Below are 20829 nucleotides of genomic sequence, written 5' to 3'. Positions count from 1 at the left end.
GCCACTTTTCGAAAGATATTACATCTATTTACTAATGAGTTACCAGTAAGCTTGAACGAATATGTAACACTTAGAGAACACAAAAAAGTCAAATAATATAAGTCAAAAGGGGCCACTTTACGGAGGTGCTCTTTTGGGTATAACATTACCAGCATATGTACTTTATAAGGAGGATTTTTATGAATGAAAACACAGTAACCGGCGATTTTATTAATATCAACCTGCGCCAGCTGGGCGCCACATCCATCAAAGAATATAACAGCATCATGCATATCGCTGAATTTGACTTAGGGGACGGACTGATCGTATCCTATGTCTTTAACATCACCAGGCACAACAAATACTTTCTGCAACGGGTGCAGCCTTATGCTATGATCCACGGAAAGTTTGCCAGCGACCGTGAAATTCTTGAGTTTATCAAAAGTGACTTAAAGCGTTTTGTAAATGCCAAGAACAGCAAAAACTTTGATACCTTCCTGATCATCTCGCACTTGGGACACCATGTGACAGAAAATATTGAAAAACTGTTTTTGAATTACAATGTGGAACCAGATAAACTTGTAGGCATCCAGGAAAAAATGGAAGAATCATTAACAGATATCATTAAGCTTTATCAAGCTTCAGAAAAGATCAATTTGGAAGAGGCCGATTAAAGAGGAGGCTCTCCTGTACATATTACAGGGAGCCTCCTCTTTGATTTATTGCAGCCGCACCTTTAACCGGACCGGCTGATGGTCTGTATATTGAAAATGATAGTTTATGACATTCACCTGTTCCACTTTTACATTCGGCGAAACGATAAATCCGTCTATTACATAAACCTGTGAATCTTTTTCATAAGGTTTGTTTAAAAGCCTGCAGGTGGGATATGTATCGTCCACCGCAAAACGAAAACCTTCCGGAAGGATCTCATTTCCGATAGCACCCGGGACCCAGTCCTTTTTATTGCGGATCGGATACTTTGTGATCCCCTCAAAGGTCTGGTTAAAGTCTCCACCCGCAATCACATAGTTTCCCTTTTTATATTCTTCCTCCAACACTTTCAGGAGCATTTTGCTCTGTGCCTCTTTTCCTTCTCCGGAATCATAGGCTTCCAGATGCAGGTTGATCAGTACAAGCTCAGCTTTTGACCCTTCGATGGGCAGCCTGGTCTTCAAAAGGCATCGCTTCAGGTTGCACGTTTTCAGCGGCCATGAAAAAGATTCCGGCAGGGCAATTCTCTCCGCTCTGTTTACTTTACTGTTTGTCAGCGTAGTGAGACCGCTTTCCACATGACCGATAGGAGGCCATGGATATGGGGCATATGCCACTTTAAAATTATAGGCAAACATCCCGCCCAGCCCCAATGCATTCTCATAGTAGGTCTTCTGGTTGGTGGAATAGGATCTTTTAGAATTCAGATCTACCTCCTGTAGAAAATAGGCATCTGCCTTATTTTCTTTGAGCATACCGGCAATCCCGGCCATATTTTCTTCCACCTGTTCTTTGCTGTCCGGCCGTACCTTTGTGCCTCCGTCCATGAAAAAATCTTCGTCTCTTCCAAGGCCGGCATAGCCGGTATTAAGGCTTAACAGCGTAAAAGGCTCTTCTCTGGTAATCGTCTTGTTTCCATGGGACTTTTTTACGGTCTCTTTCTTTTGGGGCCGATACTCCTTTACTGTGACAAAGATCAGCAGCCCTAAAAACACAAAAACAAGAAGGGTGATCACCACTGCCGCTGCCTTCGCCGCTTTTTTTAGCGTCATCATTCGCCTCAGTCCTTTCTCTTATTCCAAAAACAGCCCCACAGGACAATGGTCGGAGCCAAAAATATCTGTGTGGATCACTGCCTCAGCCAGTCGCTCCTCAAGCTCCTCGGATACACAAAAATAATCAATTCGCCATCCCGCATTCTTTTCTCTTGCTTTGAAACGGTATGACCACCAGCTGTAAGCCTCCGTGATATCCGGATAGAAATACCGGAACGTATCAATAAATCCGCTCTCCAAAAGCTTGGTGAACTTCTCTCTCTCCTCATCCGTAAAGCCCGCGTTCTTCCGGTTTGTTTTTGGATTCTTTAAATCAATCTCTGTATGCGCCACATTCAGGTCACCGCAGAGCACCACCGGTTTCTCCTCCTCCAGTTTCAGCAGATACTCCCTGAAGTTGTCTTCCCAGTCCATGCGGTAGGACAGCCTTGCAAGCTCACTCTGGGAATTCGGAGTATAGCAGGTCACCAGGAAATAATCTTCAAACTCCAATGTAATGACTCGTCCCTCATGGTCAAATTCATCCACTCCGATACCGTTTCTCACAGACATAGGCTTTATCTTTGTAAAGACCGCTGTTCCGGAGTAACCCTTTTTCTCAGCATAGTTCCAATATTGATAATAGTCGTCAAGCTCCAGATCAATCTGTCCCTCCTGGAGCTTTGTCTCCTGAATACAGAAAATATCTGCATCCAGCTGCTCCATCACATCTAAAAACCCTTTTTTAACACAGGCTCTGAGCCCGTTTACATTCCATGATACCAACTGAATCATAGTCTTTCTCCTTTTGTCATCATATATTTATCCACAGGGATACCTTTCATATGGAATAAAAAAATCCTGTAATCTCAGTATAACACCTTGATTACAGGATTTTAACCTTTATTGTATATCTACAACAATCTTTTTGTCGCCTTTATCAACGGAAGCCTTGACCACAGTCCGAATCGCTTTTGCAATCCTTCCCTGTTTGCCAATGACCTTTCCCATATCTCCTGGGGCAACATGTAATTCCAAGATTAAAGCATCTTCAGTCTCACGCTCGATTACTGTTACTTCGTCCGGTTGATCTACGAGGGCTTTTGCAATCACTTCTAACAAATGTTTCATGCGTTTTGCCTCCTAACTATTTTTCAATTCCAGCAACTTTAAGTAACTTTGCAACAGTATCTGTTGGCTGTGCACCCTGAGATAACCATTTTTTTGCAGCGTCTTCGTCGAATTTGATCACACTTGGATCCTGGTTCGGATCGTAAGTACCGATTTCTTCGATGAATTTTCCATCTCTAGGAGATCTGGAATCTGCTACAACCACTCTATAAAAAGGAGACTTTTTCTGTCCCATTCTTTTTAATCTCATCTTTACTGCCATCTGTTTCACCTCCATAAATTTTATTATTAATATCTATAACAAAGCGTTAAAAAGGTAATTTAAATCTTCCTTTTTTGCCGCCCTTGCCACCAAACATACCTGACATTTGTTTCATCATCTTCTTCTGGTTCTGGAACTGCTTGCAGAGCTTATTGACCTCTGATATCTGCACACCGGCTCCGTCTGCGATCCTCTTCCTTCTGGAAGGATTGATGATCTCAGGATTGGCACGCTCTTCCTTTGTCATGGAATAGATAATCGATGCTGTCTTATCCATCATGCTGTCGTCCAGGTCTGCACCTTTTAACTGATTCCCAAGTCCAGGGATCATAGACAGCATATCGGAAAGCCCGCCCATCTTCTTCACCTGTTCCATCTGTTCTAAGAAATCATCGAAAGTAAAAGAAGCTTTACGGAGCTTTTGCTGCATCTCCAGCGCCTTTTCCTCATCGACGGTAGCTTCCGCCTTCTCAATCAGTGTCAGCACGTCTCCCATGCCGAGAATCCGGCTGGTCATGCGGTCTGGGTAAAACTGCTGGAGGTCATCCAACTTCTCTCCCATACCAATATATAAAATCGGTTTTCCGGTTACGGAGCGGATCGAGAGAGCAGCTCCTCCCCGGGTGTCGCCGTCCATCTTAGTTAAGATAACGCCGTCAACTCCGACTTTTTCATTAAAATCTTTTGCCACGTTGACTGCATCCTGTCCGGTCATAGCATCGACCACAAGAATCGTCTGATATACATCGATGGCGCTTTTGATGGCAATCAGTTCTGTCATCATATCTTCATCGATATGTAATCGTCCTGCCGTATCCAGAATGACAATGTTGTTGCCGTTCTTTGCTGCATGTTCCATGGATGCTTTGGCGATGTCCACAGGATTCATCTTATCTCCCATGGAAAAGACCGGCACTCCCTGTTTTTCTCCGTTGACCTGCAGCTGCTTGATCGCCGCGGGGCGGTAAACATCACATGCTACCAGAAGCGGGCGTTTGCCCTTTTGTTTGTATTGGCCCGCAAGCTTGGCCGTGGTGGTCGTCTTACCTGCACCCTGGAGACCTGCCATCAGGATGACTGTGATCTCGTTGCCGGGCTTTAACTGGATCTCCGTGGTCGTGGAGCCCATCAGCGCTTCCATCTCTTCTTTTACGATCTTAATCACCATCTGTCCCGGATTCAGTCCGTTTAACACGTCCTGCCCCACTGCTCGGTCCTGGACAGCTTTGATGAAGGTCTTTACGACTTTAAAGTTGACATCGGCTTCCAAAAGCGCCCTTTTTACTTCTTTCATGGCTGCTTTTACGTCATTCTCCGTCAAACGTCCCTTGCTTCTTAAATTCTTAAATACGTTTTGAAGTTTCTCAGATAAACTTTCAAATGCCATAAACATCCTCCTGAATCCGCCGCAGATGCCGGCGACCTGTTACAAATCTTCCAGAATCCCGTTGGATACCTGCTCAATCTTTCTGATCTCTATCTTGATCTCCTCCTGATCATCCGCATGTAAAATGCTTTTGGCCAGAAGATGAATCTCTGTTACCTTTTCTTTCGTCCTCAAAAACTTTTCCACAAGGTGCAGCTTCTTCTCATATCCAGCGAGGATCTTGTTACAGCGCCTGATCATGTCATAGGCAGCCTGTCTCGTGATGCCGTGTTCTCCGGCAATCTCGCTGGGAGACAAATCGTTCAGTACATGGTCTTCGTATATTTCTTTTTGGTGCTCAGTCAGAAGCTCTCCGTAAAAATCATATAGGAGCGTCTGTTCTACAATCCATTCCATGTCACATCTCCTGTAAAGTATTTTTCCTTTACCGTGATTCAGTTTATCGGATATCAGCCTGTTTGTCAAGTATTTTTCCTTGCACATTTTACGGTTACAAAGAAATATCACTTGAAAAAGTTTCACTTTCCTGTAAAATAGAAAAAAGACGATCCCAAACGAAATTTAAATAAGAAAGGTTTTATTTACATGATACAAGCAATCAACGTTACTCTGCGCCTTGGAAAACGCGCATTATTTGAAGATGTCAACATCAAATTTACAGAAGGAAACTGCTACGGCCTGATCGGCGCAAACGGAGCAGGTAAATCCACCTTCTTAAAGATCTTATCCGGAGAATTGGAGCCTTCCCAGGGCGAAGTGGCGATCACAGATGGTCAGCGCCTGTCCGTATTAAAGCAGGATCACTACCAGTATGATGAATATACAGTGCTGGACGCTGTTATGCTGGGAAATACCCGTCTCTATGAGATCATGAAGGAAAAGGATGCGATCTACGCAAAAGAAGACTTTACAGAAGAAGACGGCATCAAGGCCAGCGAACTGGAAGCTGAGTTCGCTGACATGAACGGCTGGGAAGCAGAATCTGACGCTGCAACCTTATTAAACGGCCTCGGAATTGAAAATGACCTGCACTATGCAAAAATGTCAGAACTGAACGGATCTCAGAAGGTCAAAGTACTTCTCGCCCAGGCATTGTTCGGCAATCCGGACATTCTTCTCCTGGATGAGCCTACCAACCATTTGGACCTGGAAGCCATCCGCTGGCTGGAAGACTTCCTTATTGACTTTGATAATACAGTCATCGTTGTGTCCCATGACCGTTATTTCTTAAACAAGGTATGTACCCACATCGCTGACATTGACTACGCTAAGATCCAGCTTTACACCGGAAACTATGACTTCTGGTACGAGTCCAGCCAGCTGATCTCCAAGCAGATGAAGGATGCCAACAAGAAAAAGGAAGACAAGATCAAAGAACTCCAGGACTTTATCGCCCGGTTCAGCGCAAACGCTTCCAAGTCTAAGCAGGCTACATCAAGGAAAAAAGCGCTGGATAAGATACAGCTGGATGAGATTAAACCTTCCAGCAGAAAATATCCTTATATCAACTTCAAACCAATCCGAGACATTGGAAACGATGCCCTGTCTGTGGAAGGTCTCTCCAAGACCATTGACGGAGTGAAGGTCCTTGACAATGTCTCCTTTACCATGAATCCAGAAGACAAAATCGCTTTTGTGGGACCGAATACACTGGCTACCACTACATTTTTCCGTATTATCTCCGGTGAGATGGAACCGGATGAGGGAACCTACAAATGGGGTGTCACCACCACACAGTCCTATTTCCCAAAGGACAATACAAAGGATTTCAGCGAAGATATGTCCATCGCAGAATGGCTCAGCCAGTATTCTGAGGATAAGGATGTCACATTTGTCCGGGGCTTCCTTGGACGCATGCTCTTCTCCGGTGAAGAAGCTTTAAAGAAAGTTTCTGTTTTGTCCGGTGGAGAAAAAGTCCGCTGTATGCTGTCTAAGCTTATGATCAGCGGGGCCAACATCCTCATCTTAGATGAACCGACCAACCATCTGGATATGGAATCTATCACTGCCCTGAATGAAGGCCTCCACAAGTTTACCGGAGGACTGCTGTTCAGTTCCCAGGATCATCAGTTTGTACAGACCACTGCCAACCGGATCATCGAGTTGACAGACAGCGGTATGTTCGACTTCCTCGGAACCTACGATGATTATCTGGAGAGCAATGCATCTGCAAGAAAACGCCAGGTAGCCAATTACGACGAAGAAAACCAATAAATAAGTGAAAACGAGCAGGCTCAAATGATTGAAATTTGAGCCTGCTCGTTTTTCAGCGCTTCTGCTTCATTTCTGCCATATCTCCGAAGATAGGCGTTGCTTTTCCAAAACCGCCGGATACATCCATGATCTGCCCTGTAGTATAAGCGGACTCATCTCCCGCAAAATAGACTACAGCCGCCGCGATTTCCTCCGGTTTTCCCATCCTTCGGATCGGTGTGTGCTTTAAAAAGAATTCCCGGAACTCTTCACTTAAGTTGTCCTGGACTGCATCAGTAGCTGTCATCCCCGGCAGCACAGCATTGCACCTTATGTTATGCCTTGCCTCCTGGACTGCAGTTAGTTTAGTCATATAGTTGATCGCTGCTTTGCTCGTACCGTATGCGATCTGGGAGATATCCGGCACCAATCCTCCCACCGAAGAAATATTGATAATACTACCTCCGCCTTGGGCTTCCATATGCCGGATGGCTGCCTGGGATGAGGCGAATACACTGGTCAGATTTGTATTGACGATTTGTAGAAAATCTTCACATTCCGTGTGGCCGATATCCAGATCCTTTTTTGGATCTGAGGTGCCAAAATTGTTCACGAGCACATCGATACGCCCCTCCTTTTCCACCACTTCTTCTACCATGCTGACATAAGTTTCCGGTTTATATGCATCATTATATACATACTTGACCCTGAAACCCTTCTCATTCAGTTCCTCCGCTCTCTGTCCAGCACGTTCCAGATTTCTTGCTGCCATATATACGATAGCGCCTTCTTCAGCACACGCCTTTGTGACAGCCAGCCCGATTCCTCTTGTGGATGCTGTTATCAATACTACCTTATCCTTTAATCTCATTTTACATACTCCTTTCTACTACAATATATTTATATCCTTTTTAGCGTAAACAAAGCGGACAAGTCCGCTTCATCTCGCTAAATCCCTCAATCATGAGGGACTTGCTCCGCTTTGCGCACCAAATGCGATTTGACGTAGTCAAATAATTTCCTCACGCACTTGTGTGCATAATGCCCGTAGGGCTTTTTTGTTCCATAGGGAGGTTCGAGGAACTTTCCTATGGAACAAAAAACCGCAGAATAACTTTCCATAAAAAGCTATCCTGCGGCATTGGCTCTTGTATTTATGCGTACTGTACTTTCAAAGCAACATTCTCAAAGCTGATCTTAATGATATTTAAGATACTCATTACCACTGTGGTGCATACTTCCACGATATACTGGATATCGTCTGCTACGCTGTGTTCACGGCGCATGTATTCTGCGTGGATATTCTTGATAAACTCAGACAATCCTTTTGTAGAATTCAGCGGGACAATCTTGTCCTTACGCTCCATAGCTTCTTCCGTGGACAGATATTCTTTCAGTTCATGCTTAAGATCTCTCTCATAAATGCAGTGATCCTTTACATTACCTTCATAAGAACTGTTGTGGGGATAAGTGAAATAGTCAGCAATATAATGAATAATCACTCCCAACTTCGCACAGCGCCGCATGTTCATCCCTTTTAGTGCATCATAGTCTGCGACAAAGTCATCAAGTTGATTCTCTATTTTATCATACGTGATATCAAAAGTATGCGGCGTTGTTATAAAGGATGGTCTGCAATCCGGCCAGATACTTCCGATGTAGAACGGTAACTTATAGTCAAATACTTCTTCCAGTTGTAGTGAGTCCATAATTTGTCCAGCCAGTGAAATGTGTGATTTTTTCCTCATTCGATCTCCTTAAAACACTTGACATGTAAACTCAGGTTCTAATCTTATTATATCCCGATTTTTAGAAAAATCAACTCTATTGCTCTTTAAATTCCTTAAGATTTTCTAAAATCTCATGAAATGGAAATCCTTTCCTGGCAAAAAACGCTAGGGTTTTTTGAAAATTTGCCTCTGTTACCGGACCTTTTTGCCGGATCCTTTTTTTGATCTGCTCTCTTAGGACATCTTCCTCCGACAGATCAAACTCCTCCCATATGCGTTCAAAAAGCTCCGGGCTTATACCCTTCTGGGACAATTCCTGCTTGATCTTTAAACGGCTCTTTGAGGCTCCCCTGAACTCTATGTAATGTCTCACATAGGCTTCATCGTCAATATAATGATATCCTTCTACATAAGAGACTGCTCCCTCGATGCATGTGTCCGGTAGCTCCAGGCATTTCAGCCTTGAGCGTATCTCTTCTTTTGTCCTGTCGGAGACCTTTAACAGATTCATGGCCTTTAACTTGGCCCGGTGGAGCAGCAGGCTGTCCAGTTCGTTCTTCTGTACTTCTGAAAGCTCCATATTCTCCTTAAGGCCAAGTCTTCTGGCCTCCCCGGTATAGAGGAGACAATAACGCTCCTCATCGAGATAAAGCCTGATCTGTTTTCTGCCCACTGGCTCCAGCATTGTCACTCTCATATCTGTGGCTTACTGCTGTGGCTCTTCTGGCTGTGTCTCCTCCGGGGCGGCTTCTGCCCCTCCGTCAAGACCGTACTCCCTGCGGACCGCAGCTTCCACTTCCTGCGCCACTTCCGGATGCTCTTTTAAATATGTCTTGGCATTCTCTCTGCCCTGTCCGATCTTCTCTCCCTGGTATGCATACCAGGCCCCGCTCTTCTTGATGACATCCACTCCGGCTGCCAGATCCAGGATATCTCCCACTTTGGAGATTCCTTCCCCGAACATAATATCAAACTCTGCCTGCTTGAATGGAGGTGCCACTTTGTTCTTGACGACCTTAATCCTGGTACGGTTCCCGACCATATCTCCTGCCTGCTTCAGCGTCTCGATCCTTCGCACATCCAGGCGGATGGAAGAATAGAACTTAAGGGCGCGCCCTCCGGTAGTTGTCTCCGGATTCCCGAACATGACTCCTACCTTTTCCCTCAGCTGGTTGATGAAGATCACGGTACAGTTGGACTTGCTGATGATGGCTGTCAGCTTTCTCAGAGCCTGTGACATGAGCCTTGCCTGAAGACCAACATGGGAATCTCCCATGTCTCCGTCGATCTCTGCCTTCGGAACCAAAGCGGCAACGGAATCCACGATGATGATATCCACAGCGCCGGAACGCACCATGGTCTCCGTGATCTCCAGCCCCTGCTCTCCTGTATCCGGCTGGGAGATGTAGAGGTTGTCCACATCCACTCCGATATTCTGCGCATAGACAGGATCCAGGGCATGCTCCGCATCGATAAACCCTGCAATGCCGCCCCTCTTCTGTACCTCTGCTACCATATGTAATGCCACAGTTGTCTTACCGCTGGACTCCGGACCATAGATCTCGATCACTCTTCCCTTCGGGATCCCTCCAACGCCGAGGGCGATGTCCAGACTCAGGGAACCTGTCGGTGTCGTCTCAATGCTCATATCTGCCTGGTATTCTCCAAGCTTCATAACGGCTCCCTTGCCGTAATCTTTTTCTATCTTGGTAAGAGCTGCATCCAATGCTTTTAACTTCTCTGTCTGTTGCATCCTGTATTCTCCTTTAATCTTATTATGAACTGGTTTTGATTATATCATAGCACAAAGAGAAAAACAAGTGTTCGTCGAATATTTGTTCGTACTTGTCTTCCTCTTTTAGTTTAACATATATTTACATATTCTTCAATCAGTCCGCCAAAGCTTTCCTTATCATTGTCAGTGCCCGGCATACGGAAACTTCCCTAATCTTTTCACGGTTTCCCTTGAGATCATACTTTTTCACCTCTGTATGGCCTCCGCGGCATACACCGATATATACCAACCCTGGTTTTTTCGTTCCGGTCTCTCCGCCCGGTCCGGCAAGCCCTGTGATACCGACGCCGATGTCCGCACCTGAGGTCTTTAAGACACCTTCTGCCATCTCCCTGGCGGTTTCCTCTGAGACAGCCCCGTGCTCTTTCAGTGTCTCTTCTTTTACACTAAGATACTTCATCTTCGCTTCATTAGAATACGTGATAAAGCTTTCATTCAGTACATTTGAAGCGCCGGGAACATTGATAAGTCTTGCCGCCAAAAGTCCTCCGGTACAGGATTCAGCTGCCGCTATGGTCTCCTTCTTCTGTTTCAGCATCTTTACCACCACTTCCTCCAGAGTCTCCTCTTCCTCGATGGTATAAATCTTATTGCCGAACCTGGACCTCAGTTCCTCGACCATAGGCATAACCAGTTCCTTTGCTTCCTCTTCCGTGTCTGCCTTGGCTGTGACTCTCAAATGGACCTCCCCGAGTTTTGCATACGGAGCTACTGTGGGATTGCTCTGCTCATCGATCAAATCCATGATCTGGGTTTCCACATAGCTTTCTCCCAGGCAGTCAATCTTTACGACTTTGGAATATAAAATTCCCGGTTGAAGTTTAGAAAGGATCGGCTCTACCTGTTCATGGAACATCGGGATCAACTCACTGGGCGGCCCTGGCAGAAGAACGACTTTTCTTCCCTCCGGTCCGTTGATTACCATACCCGGCGCAGTACCGTTGCCATTATACAGTACGGTGCAGTCTTCCGGCACCATGGCCTGTTTTAAGTTATTGTCTGTCATAGGACGTTTGATACTTGTAAAATATGACGTCAGCCTCTCTTTTGCCTCTGCGTCCTCCACAAGCTTCTGTCCACATGCCTTAGCCGCGATCTCTTTTGTCAGGTCATCCTTCGTCGGTCCAAGCCCCCCGGACAAGATCAGGATATCTGACCGTTTCATACCTGTCTTTATCACTTCCTCCACACGCTCCGGGTTATCTCCCACAGTGGTTTCAAAAAAAACGCTTATACCGAGGGCGGCTAAGCGTTCTGACAGGTAGGCAGCATTGGTGTTAACAATGTTGCCCAGTAATATTTCTGTTCCCACACAAATAATTTCTGCTGTCATAATGGTCTCCTTCTATTTCAGGACATTCTTATTTTTAATTAAATAATCTAACAATGATATGATGGTCAACACAAGCGAAATGTATACCAAAATATTTTCAATGATCACTGCTGTGCCTGTTCCTAAATCGATGATCAGCATAATGATCATAAACATCTGGAAATTGGTCTTAAATTTTCCCCAGTAGCTGGCAGCGATGACGACTCCGTTGTCCGATGCGATCAGACGAAAACCGCTAATGATAAACTCTCTGGCGATGATGATGATGGCGATCCAGGAAGCCAGGCGGTTCATACCCACAAGGGCAATCATTGCAGAGCAGACTAACAGCTTATCTGCCAGGGGATCCATGAACTTTCCAAAATTGGTTACGAGATTATACTTTCTTGCAATGTGTCCGTCCAGAAAATCAGTGAGGCTGGCAATGATAAAGATCAGCACAGCGATCCATTTACTGATATCCCCAAACGGTTCGGCCAGCAGCACAAAGATAAAAACCGGTATCATCAATACTCTCAATATTGTTAGTTTATTTGGTAAATTCATAGTCCATCTCTCCTATCAAATCGTACTCATTTCCTTTGGTAATCTTTACATATACATAGTCCCCGGTCAACAGTTCCTCCGGCGATGTCACAAATACACAGCCGTCCACTTTCGGAGCGTCCATGTAGCTGCGGCCTACATATACGTCATCCTCAAACAGGTATCCTTCGATCAAAACCCGGATGGTCTTTCCGACCATCTGTTGTGTATGCTCACGGGAAATCTGCTGCTGCAGAGCCATCAGTTCATCCCTTCTGGCTTCCTTCACCTCTTCTTCGATCTGTCCCTCAAATTCTGCCGCTTTCGTGTCTTCTTCCGGGGAGTAGGTGAATACGCCCAGACGTTCAAATCTCTGTCTGCTTATGAAGTCTACCAGCTCCTGGTGCTGTTCCTCCGTCTCACCCGGGAATCCAGTGATCAGCGTTGTACGGATGGCCATATCCGGAATTTCTCTGCGGAGCTTTGCAATGATGAATTCTATATCCGCCTTGGAAGTCCTGCGGCCCATCCTTCTCAAAATGCCGTCACTGCAGTGCTGGATCGGCATGTCAATATAATGAACAACCTTTTCTTCTTCCTTTATGGTCTTAATCAGTTCATCCGTAATCTCCTCTGGATAACAGTACAGCAGACGGATCCACTGGATTCCTTCCACCTTGCACAGTTCCCTGAGCAGTGTAGGAAGCTCCTTTTTGCCCGTAAGGTCCTTTCCATACAGAGTTGTCTCCTGAGCTACTAAAACCAGCTCTGTAACTCCTGAGGCTGCCAGCTCCCTGGCGCTCTTTAAAAGTTCTTCCATCGGGACGCTCCGAAATCTTCCCCGGATCTTTGGGATGATACAGTAACTACATCTCTTATCGCATCCCTCAGCGATCTTTAAATAAGCCATATGGCTGCCCGTCGTGACCACACGATGGTGTCCGGAATTATCCGGCAGATAGTCGATGCTCTCGTAATGTACATATCCATTGCCTGCAAGCGCTTCATCTACCGCCTCAACAATAGAGTCATAGCTGGTAGTCCCCAATACAGCATCAATCTCAGGAATCTCCTCTAAAATTTCATCCTTGTATCTCTCAGACAGACATCCCGCCACCACAAGGGCCTTTAGATTCTGCTCCTTATAGGCCGCCATCTCAAGAATCGTGTTGATGCTTTCTTCTTTGGCATCATGGATGAAGCAGCAGGTATTGATGACAATGATATCAGCCTCTTCCTCATCGTTGGTCAAAGTGTATCCCCTCTCCGTGAGAAGACCCAGCATCACTTCACTGTCCACCAGGTTTTTATCACATCCAAGAGAAATAAAAAGTATTTTCATCTGTTATTCTCCAAATAATTTTTTAGACTGTACGCAGTTTTTCATGAGCATAGCGATGGTCATAGGACCTACGCCGCCAGGCACCGGAGTGATGGCAGACGTCTTTTCCTTCACCGCATCAAAATCCACATCCCCGCACAGCTTATTGTGTTCATTTCTGTGGATACCCACATCAATGATGACGGCTCCCTGCTTCACATAGGAGGAGTCGATAAATTTAGGTTTTCCTACGGCAACCACAAGGATATCCGCACGGCTGCACACTTCCCGGAGATTTCTAGTTCTGGAATGGCAGACAGTCACAGTGCCGTTTTCTCTGAGCAGCAGCATAGACATAGGTTTCCCCACGATATTGCTTCTTCCCACGACAACACATTCTTTTCCGCTGATCTCCACACCGGAGCGTTTCAAAAGTTCAATGATACCGGCCGGAGTACATGGGAGGAATCCGTCATTTCCGATCACCATGTTTCCGACACTGACCGGATGAAACCCATCCACATCCTTCTTCGGGTCAATGGCATGGATCACTGCGTCCTCATTCATATGTCCAGGGAGCGGAAGCTGCACTAAGATCCCGTTGATCTCAGGATCTTTGTTACACTTTTCCACAAGGTCAAGCAATTCCTGCTGTGTAGAATCTTCCGGTATCTCGTAGGATACGGATTTAATTCCAATATATTCACATGCTTTCTTCTTATTCCTGACATAGACAGAAGAAGCCGGGTCTTCCCCCACCTGAATCACTGCCAGAGCGATCTCCTTACCTTCTGCCTTCATAGCCGCCACTTCCTGTTTCAGTTCATCTTTGATCTCCGCTGAGATCTTTTTTCCATCAATTATCTGTGTCATGTCTCTTCCCTCTCGTGAATTCTAGAATAATCCGGTGATAGCACCGTCGTCATTTACGTCAATTCCTTCTGCAGCCGGCTTTTTCGGAAGGCCAGGCATGGTCATGATATCTCCTGTCAAAGCAACGATAAAACCAGCGCCTGCATTCACATAGACCTCTCGGATCGTAATGTCAAAATGCTCCGGACGCCCCAGTTTCTTCGGGTCATCGGATAAAGAATACTGGTTCTTCGCCATGCAGACCGGAAGACTGCCATATCCAAGTTCTGAAAGCTGTTTGATCTGTCTTGTCGCAGCCGGTGCGTAGACCACATTGTCTGCCCCGTAGATCTTGGAAGCGATGGTTTCGATTTTTTCTTCGATTGTAGTATCTTCATAGGAGTACAGCGGGTGGTATTCACTCTTTTTGGTCTCCAATGTCTTTAACACTGCCTTTCCTAAGCTTAAACCGCCTTCGCCTCCCTTTTCCCATACTTCTGACAGGGCAAAGTCACAGCCGCGCTCCTGGCAGAAATGTTTGATAAAGTCTAATTCAGCTTCTGTATCCGTTACAAACTGGTTCAGCGTCACCACCACGGGAACTCCATATTGCTTCAGGTTTTCTATATGTTTCTCCAGATTTACGATTCCTTTACTCAGAGCATCAATGTTTTCTTCGCTCAGATCCTCTTTAAGAACACCACCGTTGTACTTTAAGGCTCTGACTGTAGCGACCAGAACAACCGCATCCGGTTTGAGGCCTGCCATCGGACATTTGATGTCTAAGAATTTCTCCGCTCCAAGATCCGCGCCGAATCCTGCCTCCGTCACTGTGATGTCAGAAAGCTTCAGGGCCATTTTTGTCGCCTGCACACTGTTGCAGCCGTGAGCAATATTGGCAAACGGTCCGCCGTGGACAAATGCCGGTGTGTGCTCCAGAGTCTGAATTAGGTTCGGCTTTAACGCATCCTTTAAGAGGGCTGCCATAGCTCCCACGGCATTTAAATCCTCCGCCGTCACAGGTTCTTTATCCATATTATAAGCAACAATGATCTTGCCTAATCGTTTCTTTAGGTCTTCCATATCGTTTGCCAGACAAAGGATCGCCATGATCTCAGACGCCACGGTAATGACAAAATGGTCTTCCCGCACAACGCCGTCCACTTTGCGGCCCAGCCCTACGACAATATTTCTGAGAGCCCGGTCATTCATATCCAGGCACCGTTTCCAGACGATATCCCTTGTGTCAACCTTCAGTGTATTTCCCTGCTGGATGTGATTGTCGAGCATAGCAGCCAAAAGGTTATTGGCAGAAGTGATGGCATGGAAATCTCCCGTAAAGTGAAGATTTAAATCTTCCATCGGGACTACCTGGGCATATCCGCCCCCTGCCGCTCCCCCTTTGATCCCAAAGCAAGGTCCTAAAGAGGGCTCCCTGAGTGCTACCACGGTCTTTTTTCCAAGCTTGGTCAGCGCCTGTGCCAGTCCGATGCTGGTTGTGGTCTTTCCCTCACCTGCCGGAGTGGGGTTGATCGCAGTCACAAGGACGAGTTTCCCGTCCTCGTTATCTTTAATCTCATTCATAAATCCGGAAGACAGCTTTGCCTTATACTTTCCGTACAGCTCCAGGTCATCCTCTCTGATCCCGAGAGTTGCTGCGACTTCCTTTATCGGATGTAACTCTGCTTCCTGTGCAATCTGAATATCTGTTTTCATTGGTTGGTTCCTTTCTTCTATAAATACTCATCTTTATATTGTTCAAATTCTTCCTGGCTCATGAGAACCTTGCGGGGTTTGGTTCCTTCCTCTTCCCCGACAATTCCGGCTTCACAGAGCTGGTCCATAAGCCTGGCCGCCCGGTTGAATCCAATCTTAAAGATCCTCTGGAGGCTGGCGATGGATGCCTTATCCTTGTCAATGATAAATTTAGCAGCATCCTCAAAATACTCGTCCCTGTCTGCGGAGACTGTGGCCTTTACGCTGGCCGTCTCGATCTTTTCTTTAATCTCACTGCCGTAATCATCCTCTATATTCTGGCTTTTTAAGAATTCCACAACACGGCCGACTTCCTCATCGCTGATAAATGCCCCCTGTATGCGGACCGGTTTCTGGTATCCGGCCGGATAAAAGAGCATGTCACCTTTGCCAAGAAGCTTCTCAGCCCCGTTCATATCGATGATCGTACGGGAATCCACCCCGGAGGATACGGAAAAAGCGATCCTGGAAGGGACATTCGCTTTGATCAATCCTGTGATGACATTGACAGACGGTCTCTGAGTGGCAATGATCAGATGAATGCCTGCGGCTCTGGCAAGCTGGGAAAGCCTTACAATGGCATCTTCCACCTCTCCCGGGGCAACCATCATCAAGTCTGCCAGCTCGTCCACAATGATGACGATCTGCGGCAGCGGCTGAAAGTCTTCGCCCTCCATGCCTTTTTCCTTCATCTCTTTTACTTTCTCGTTATAACCGGATAGATTTCTTACATTGACATCCGCAAACTTCTTGTACCTGTCACCCATCTCCATGACCGCCCAGTTTAATGCACTGGATGCCTGCTTGGGATCCGTGACCACAGGAATCAGAAGATGAGGGATTCCCTGATATGTACTGAGCTCCACGACCTTGGGATCGATCATGATCAGTTTTACATCGTTGGGGCTTGCCTTATATAAAATACTCATAATCAGTGTGTTGATACACACAGACTTACCGGAGCCCGTGGCGCCGGCGATCAATAAGTGGGGCATCTTGGCGATATCTGAGATGATCACCTTACCCGCAAGGTTCTTGCCAACCGCAAACGCGATGTTGGATGAGAACCGTTTAAAATCATTATTCTCTATCAGGTCGCGGAACATGACCACCTGATTGGTCTTATTCGGTACTTCTATCCCCACTGCCGCTTTTCCTGGAATCGGCGCTTCGATCCTGATATCCGGCGCTGCCAGATTCAGCTTAATATCATCCGATAGCCCGACAATCTTGCTAACCTTGACTCCCTGCTCCGGCTGAAGTTCAAACCGGGTGACAGAAGGACCACAGCTGATATCTGTAATCGTTACATTGACACCGAAGTTCCTAAGGGTCTGCTCCAGCTTGAGCGCAGTCTTCTTAAGCTCCGCCTGGCTGTTGCCTCCTGCTTTCTTTCCCTTTTTCAGTAAAGTCACTGGCGGGAACACATAGTCCCCCTCCTCCAGTGCGGCAGGATGTATAGCGATCTCCGGAAGCGGTTCTGGTTCTGATTTTTCTTTGTTCACAAATGACCGAGTCCTTGGCTTTGGCTCAGGTTCTTCTGCCGGGACTTCCTCAGCATGTCCGATCATCTCATCCAGGTCAAAGGACTTCACAGATTCCTTTGCCGGTTCCTCTGGCATCAGAGTCAGGTCGTCTAAGACCTGAGGCTTTTTCTCCCGTCCATGAAGCTTCAACTCAGGGAATTTCGGAGCCTTGATCTTGGACTTTGGTTTTTCTTCTTTTTCCTTTGGCTGTTTTTTCTTAGACGGCCTGCTTTTCTTCTCTGGAGACCGTTCCGGTGTAAAAAATGCGATCACACGCTTCACAAAGGAAAGCAGTGATCTCTCTGTAATCAGTATCATGGAAATGGCTGTTAAGAAAAATACAACGACATAACTGCCGGCCAGTCCCAATTCCTTATATAGAAAAGAACTGATGACACCTCCGACCACTCCTCCTCCAGCATGGTTTAAGGAAGCATACCGGTAAAGGACACCAGTATCCGACATGTTGATGTCTGTGCCCATCTGCCATATGGCCGCTGTCATGCACAAAAGCAGAACAATAAAAAAGGATTTTTTTACTGAGATGCTGTTGTACTGATTGGAAATCAGCAGAAGGATCATGATCAATATAACGATAGGGGCAACATAATGAACACCACCCAGCACTCCGAACAAAGCGGAACTTACAGTGCTCCCCACTTTTCCGCAGAGCCCAAAATTACTCAAAAATAAAAAAAGACAAACTGCAAAACTTAACAGAACTGCAATTTCCTGATAGAACCCTGCAAAATCTTTTTGCTTTTTCTTCTTTCGTGCCGTGCTTCTTTTCTTGCTTTTTTTAGCTGCCATTCTTCTGGAATCTCTTTTCTACTTAAATTTAATGCTCAATAACCCTTTCTTGAAAGAGTTATATGCCTATTTTACAATTAACCTAAATAAATGTAAAGAGCCTGAACAGAACTCTTTGGTTCCTTTCAGGCTCTTTTGTATGTTTTTATGAGTTTCTTAATGCTGTGTACATACCGCTTTCAATCACGGTTCTTTCTTGATGCCGGCCTTAATATTTGGCTGTCTCAGGCGGAATAAACTGCTCTGCTTCATTCACGAACTTCTTAACCTGTACGCCTGCTTTAACCACCGGAATATTGGTTCCCGCTCCGGCCACACATCCGCCAGGGCAGCCCATTCCTTCGATCAGGTAGCCGTTCTTCTTGCCGGCCTTTGCCTGAAGAAGCATCTTCTTGCACTCTGCCAGACCTTCTACGTGATCGATCTTTATGTCCACTCCCGGATGGTACTCTTTCACACATGCCTCGATGGCAGCGGCAACTCCGCTGGCAACCGCATATCCACGTCCTGCACCGAACGCATCGTTCATCTCTTCTTCTTTGTCGTAGTTACTGAAATCAATGTTCTTGGCTGAGAACATTCCATCCAGCTCTTCAAATGTAATGACAAAATCTACTTCACTTCTGACTGACTTTCTGGAAGCTTCCAGCTTTTTCGCCACACAAGGTCCTACGAATACGATCTTTGCATTCTCGTTGGTCTGCCTTGCCGCTCTGGCTGTGGCAACCATAGGAGTCAGAGCATTGGAGATCTGGTCGATCACCTCTGGGAAGTACTTTTTGCCAAGCATAGACCATGATGGACAGCAGGAAGTCAATAAGAACGGAACTTCTCCTGTTGCAACTCCATGTGCATAGTGGTCCGCTTCCTCCAGTGCTCCGGCATCAGCTCCCACTGCCACTTCCCATACATCTGCAAATCCGATATCTAACAGGGCTGCCTTTACCTTAGCTGGTGATGCCTTAGGGCCGAACTGTCCCACAAAGGCAGGAGCTAAGATGGCGATAACCTCATTACCCTCATTCATTGCCTTGATCAGCTGATAGATCTGAGACTTATCCGCGATGGCTCCAAATGGACAGTTGACCATACACATACCGCATGAAACACACTTGTCCGGATTGATGGTAGCACGGCCTGCGTAATCAGTCTCAATAGCTCCAACTCCACAGGCTACTTCACACGGTCTTTTTCTCTCATGGATCGCGCTGTATGGACATACCTTCTGGCACTGTCCGCACTTAATGCATTTTTCTTGGTCAATGTAGGAATATCCGTCCACAAAGCTTATGGCATTCTTCGGACATACTTCCATACACGGATGCGCCATACATCCCTGGCACTCTCCTCCCACGATAAAAGCTCTATCCTTACATGCGTTGCAGGCTGCAGGGATCACCTGTAAAAGAGGCGGCTCATAGTACTTCTCCGCTATGTTGCTCTCCTTGATCCCTTTTGTGATTCTTGCAGGCTTATCAGCAGGCCTTAAAGACATCCCCATGGCAAGACGGATCCTCTCTCCTACCACTGCCCTTTCACGATAAATACTGTCGCGGTATGTCGGCAGTTCACCTTTCACTAATTCGTATGGCAGATCCTCGATTTCTTCAAGGTCTCGTTGTTCATAGGCAAATTTTGCAATCTCTGTAAACACCTTTTTTCTGATCTCTCGGACCGGGGTCTCAATTCCTCTCATAGCTCCTCCTTTAATGTTCGTTAAAATAAAAACAATCTATGTTTATTCTACACTACTTTTAAGCGAAATTAAAGGATTTTTTTGCTTTTTTTGTACTTTATTCTGTACACAATAACCAGAATTGTTCCCTTATTTTCCCTGAGTATCCTGGATCATCTCCTGAAGCTTTGCAAAGGCCTGGCTCATGCCTCCGATTTCGTTGATCAATCCAAGCTCCACTGCCTGTTCTCCCTCTAAAATGGTTCCTGCATCTTTTACCTGCTCACCGATATGGAGCATCAGTTCCTCCACCTTTTTCTCAGGAACATCGGAATGATCGCTGATAAACCGCGTGATGCGGTCCTGAATCTTTTCAATATTGCGGTAGCTCTGCAAAACGCCAATGAAGGTACCGCTGGAACGGACCGGATGGATCATCATTGTCGCACTTTTAACAATAAATGAATAATCAGAGGAAACTGCCAAAGGCACTCCGATGGAATGGCTCCCTCCCAGCACAAGGGTTACCGTAGGCTTACTTAAAGAAGCGATCATCTCTGCAAGTGCAAGCCCACATTCCACATCACCTCCGATAGTGTTGAGCAGAATCAACACACCCTTAATATCATCAGAATACTCCGCCTTGGCCAGGGCCGGGATCATATGCTCATACTTGGTTGTCTTTGCATTCTGGGCAGACAGCTGGTGGCCTTCCACCTCTCCTATGACAGTCATCACATGGATGCCGCCCAAGTCTAATTCCCCTGTATCTCTCACTTCATTTCTTTGATCTTCGTTCATATTGTC

20 protein-coding genes are annotated in these 20829 nt (G+C 46.1%); 2 read left to right on the top strand and 18 right to left on the bottom strand.

Going from position 1 to position 20829, the window contains the following annotated elements:
- Positions 1–179 precede the first annotated feature (179 nt).
- Entirely contained in the window at positions 180–653 is a 474-nt protein-coding gene (locus tag AR1Y2_RS06495) for a hypothetical protein (RefSeq protein ID WP_137328247.1), read from the top strand.
- Positions 654–698: 45 nt separating this feature from the next.
- On the opposite strand, the gene AR1Y2_RS06490 is transcribed toward AR1Y2_RS06495, so the two are convergent.
- From AR1Y2_RS06490 to ylxM, 6 genes are all read right to left on the bottom strand, one after another.
- Positions 699–1748 carry an endonuclease/exonuclease/phosphatase family protein gene (locus AR1Y2_RS06490; RefSeq protein WP_137328246.1) on the bottom strand — a complete coding sequence of 350 codons (1050 nt, stop codon included), beginning with the start codon at positions 1746–1748 and terminating at the stop codon, positions 699–701.
- An 18-nt stretch (positions 1749–1766) separates the two neighbouring features.
- On the bottom strand, positions 1767–2522 hold the full coding sequence (gene xth / locus AR1Y2_RS06485; RefSeq protein WP_137328245.1) for an exodeoxyribonuclease III: 756 nt from the start codon (positions 2520–2522) through the stop codon (positions 1767–1769).
- 108 nt (positions 2523–2630) lie between these two features.
- Complete coding sequence (locus tag AR1Y2_RS06480) at positions 2631–2858, bottom strand: KH domain-containing protein (protein WP_006568928.1); 228 nt, start codon at positions 2856–2858, stop codon at positions 2631–2633.
- 16 nt (positions 2859–2874) lie between these two features.
- A complete protein-coding gene (gene rpsP / locus AR1Y2_RS06475) occupies positions 2875–3120 on the bottom strand; it encodes a 30S ribosomal protein S16 (RefSeq protein WP_009288711.1) in 246 nt (81 codons plus the stop codon).
- 46 nt (positions 3121–3166) lie between these two features.
- Positions 3167–4507 (bottom strand): signal recognition particle protein, encoded by a 1341-nt coding sequence (gene ffh / locus AR1Y2_RS06470; RefSeq protein WP_137328244.1) that lies wholly within the window; start codon positions 4505–4507, stop codon positions 3167–3169.
- Positions 4508–4546: 39 nt separating this feature from the next.
- A complete protein-coding gene (gene ylxM / locus AR1Y2_RS06465) occupies positions 4547–4903 on the bottom strand; it encodes a YlxM family DNA-binding protein (protein WP_175403599.1) in 357 nt (118 codons plus the stop codon).
- A gap of 189 nt (positions 4904–5092) precedes the next feature.
- Between ylxM and AR1Y2_RS06460 the strand changes: the two genes are divergently transcribed.
- The gene (locus AR1Y2_RS06460; protein ID WP_137328242.1) at positions 5093–6721 is read left to right on the top strand and encodes an ABC-F family ATP-binding cassette domain-containing protein; all 1629 of its coding nucleotides are present in this window, start codon (positions 5093–5095) and stop codon (positions 6719–6721) included.
- 52 nt (positions 6722–6773) lie between these two features.
- Here the strand turns inward: AR1Y2_RS06460 and hdhA are convergent, their stop codons facing one another.
- From hdhA to AR1Y2_RS06400, 12 genes are all read right to left on the bottom strand, one after another.
- Positions 6774–7571: a 7alpha-hydroxysteroid dehydrogenase gene (gene hdhA / locus AR1Y2_RS06455; protein WP_137328241.1), complete on the bottom strand. Its 798-nt coding sequence runs from the start codon at positions 7569–7571 to the stop codon at positions 6774–6776.
- A 283-nt stretch (positions 7572–7854) separates the two neighbouring features.
- Positions 7855–8448, bottom strand: a complete 594-nt coding sequence (locus tag AR1Y2_RS06450; protein WP_137328240.1) for a zinc dependent phospholipase C family protein — start codon at positions 8446–8448, stop codon at positions 7855–7857.
- A gap of 76 nt (positions 8449–8524) precedes the next feature.
- On the bottom strand, positions 8525–9127 hold the full coding sequence (locus AR1Y2_RS06445) for a regulatory protein RecX (RefSeq protein ID WP_137328239.1): 603 nt from the start codon (positions 9125–9127) through the stop codon (positions 8525–8527).
- 9 nt (positions 9128–9136) lie between these two features.
- A complete protein-coding gene (recA, locus tag AR1Y2_RS06440; protein ID WP_137328238.1) occupies positions 9137–10183 on the bottom strand; it encodes a recombinase RecA in 1047 nt (348 codons plus the stop codon).
- Positions 10184–10319: 136 nt separating this feature from the next.
- The gene (locus tag AR1Y2_RS06435; RefSeq protein WP_137328237.1) at positions 10320–11558 is read right to left on the bottom strand and encodes a competence/damage-inducible protein A; all 1239 of its coding nucleotides are present in this window, start codon (positions 11556–11558) and stop codon (positions 10320–10322) included.
- Between the two features lie 12 nt (positions 11559–11570).
- Positions 11571–12104, bottom strand: coding sequence for a CDP-diacylglycerol--glycerol-3-phosphate 3-phosphatidyltransferase (gene pgsA, locus AR1Y2_RS06430; protein WP_137328236.1), 534 nt, complete (start codon positions 12102–12104; stop codon positions 11571–11573).
- Positions 12088–13425 carry a 30S ribosomal protein S12 methylthiotransferase RimO gene (gene rimO, locus AR1Y2_RS06425; protein ID WP_137328235.1) on the bottom strand — a complete coding sequence of 446 codons (1338 nt, stop codon included), beginning with the start codon at positions 13423–13425 and terminating at the stop codon, positions 12088–12090. The genes pgsA and rimO overlap by 17 nt, the downstream gene beginning before the upstream one ends.
- 3 nt (positions 13426–13428) lie before the next feature.
- Entirely contained in the window at positions 13429–14277 is an 849-nt protein-coding gene (folD, locus tag AR1Y2_RS06420) for a bifunctional methylenetetrahydrofolate dehydrogenase/methenyltetrahydrofolate cyclohydrolase FolD (RefSeq protein ID WP_137328234.1), read from the bottom strand.
- Between the two features lie 21 nt (positions 14278–14298).
- A complete protein-coding gene (locus AR1Y2_RS06415) occupies positions 14299–15972 on the bottom strand; it encodes a formate--tetrahydrofolate ligase (RefSeq protein ID WP_137328233.1) in 1674 nt (557 codons plus the stop codon).
- Between the two features lie 17 nt (positions 15973–15989).
- Positions 15990–18347: a DNA translocase FtsK gene (locus tag AR1Y2_RS06410; RefSeq protein WP_137328232.1), complete on the bottom strand. Its 2358-nt coding sequence runs from the start codon at positions 18345–18347 to the stop codon at positions 15990–15992.
- 208 nt (positions 18348–18555) lie between these two features.
- Positions 18556–20043: a 4Fe-4S dicluster domain-containing protein gene (locus AR1Y2_RS06405; protein ID WP_137328231.1), complete on the bottom strand. Its 1488-nt coding sequence runs from the start codon at positions 20041–20043 to the stop codon at positions 18556–18558.
- Positions 20044–20172: 129 nt separating this feature from the next.
- The gene (locus tag AR1Y2_RS06400) at positions 20173–20823 is read right to left on the bottom strand and encodes a ClpP family protease (RefSeq protein WP_137328230.1); all 651 of its coding nucleotides are present in this window, start codon (positions 20821–20823) and stop codon (positions 20173–20175) included.
- Positions 20824–20829 lie beyond the last annotated feature (6 nt).

The organism is Anaerostipes rhamnosivorans (assembly GCF_005280655.1).
Lineage (GTDB): Bacteria > Bacillota > Clostridia > Lachnospirales > Lachnospiraceae > Anaerostipes > Anaerostipes rhamnosivorans.
Note: the sequence above shows the minus strand (reverse complement) of the source record. Positions and strands in the feature narration are given on the sequence as shown.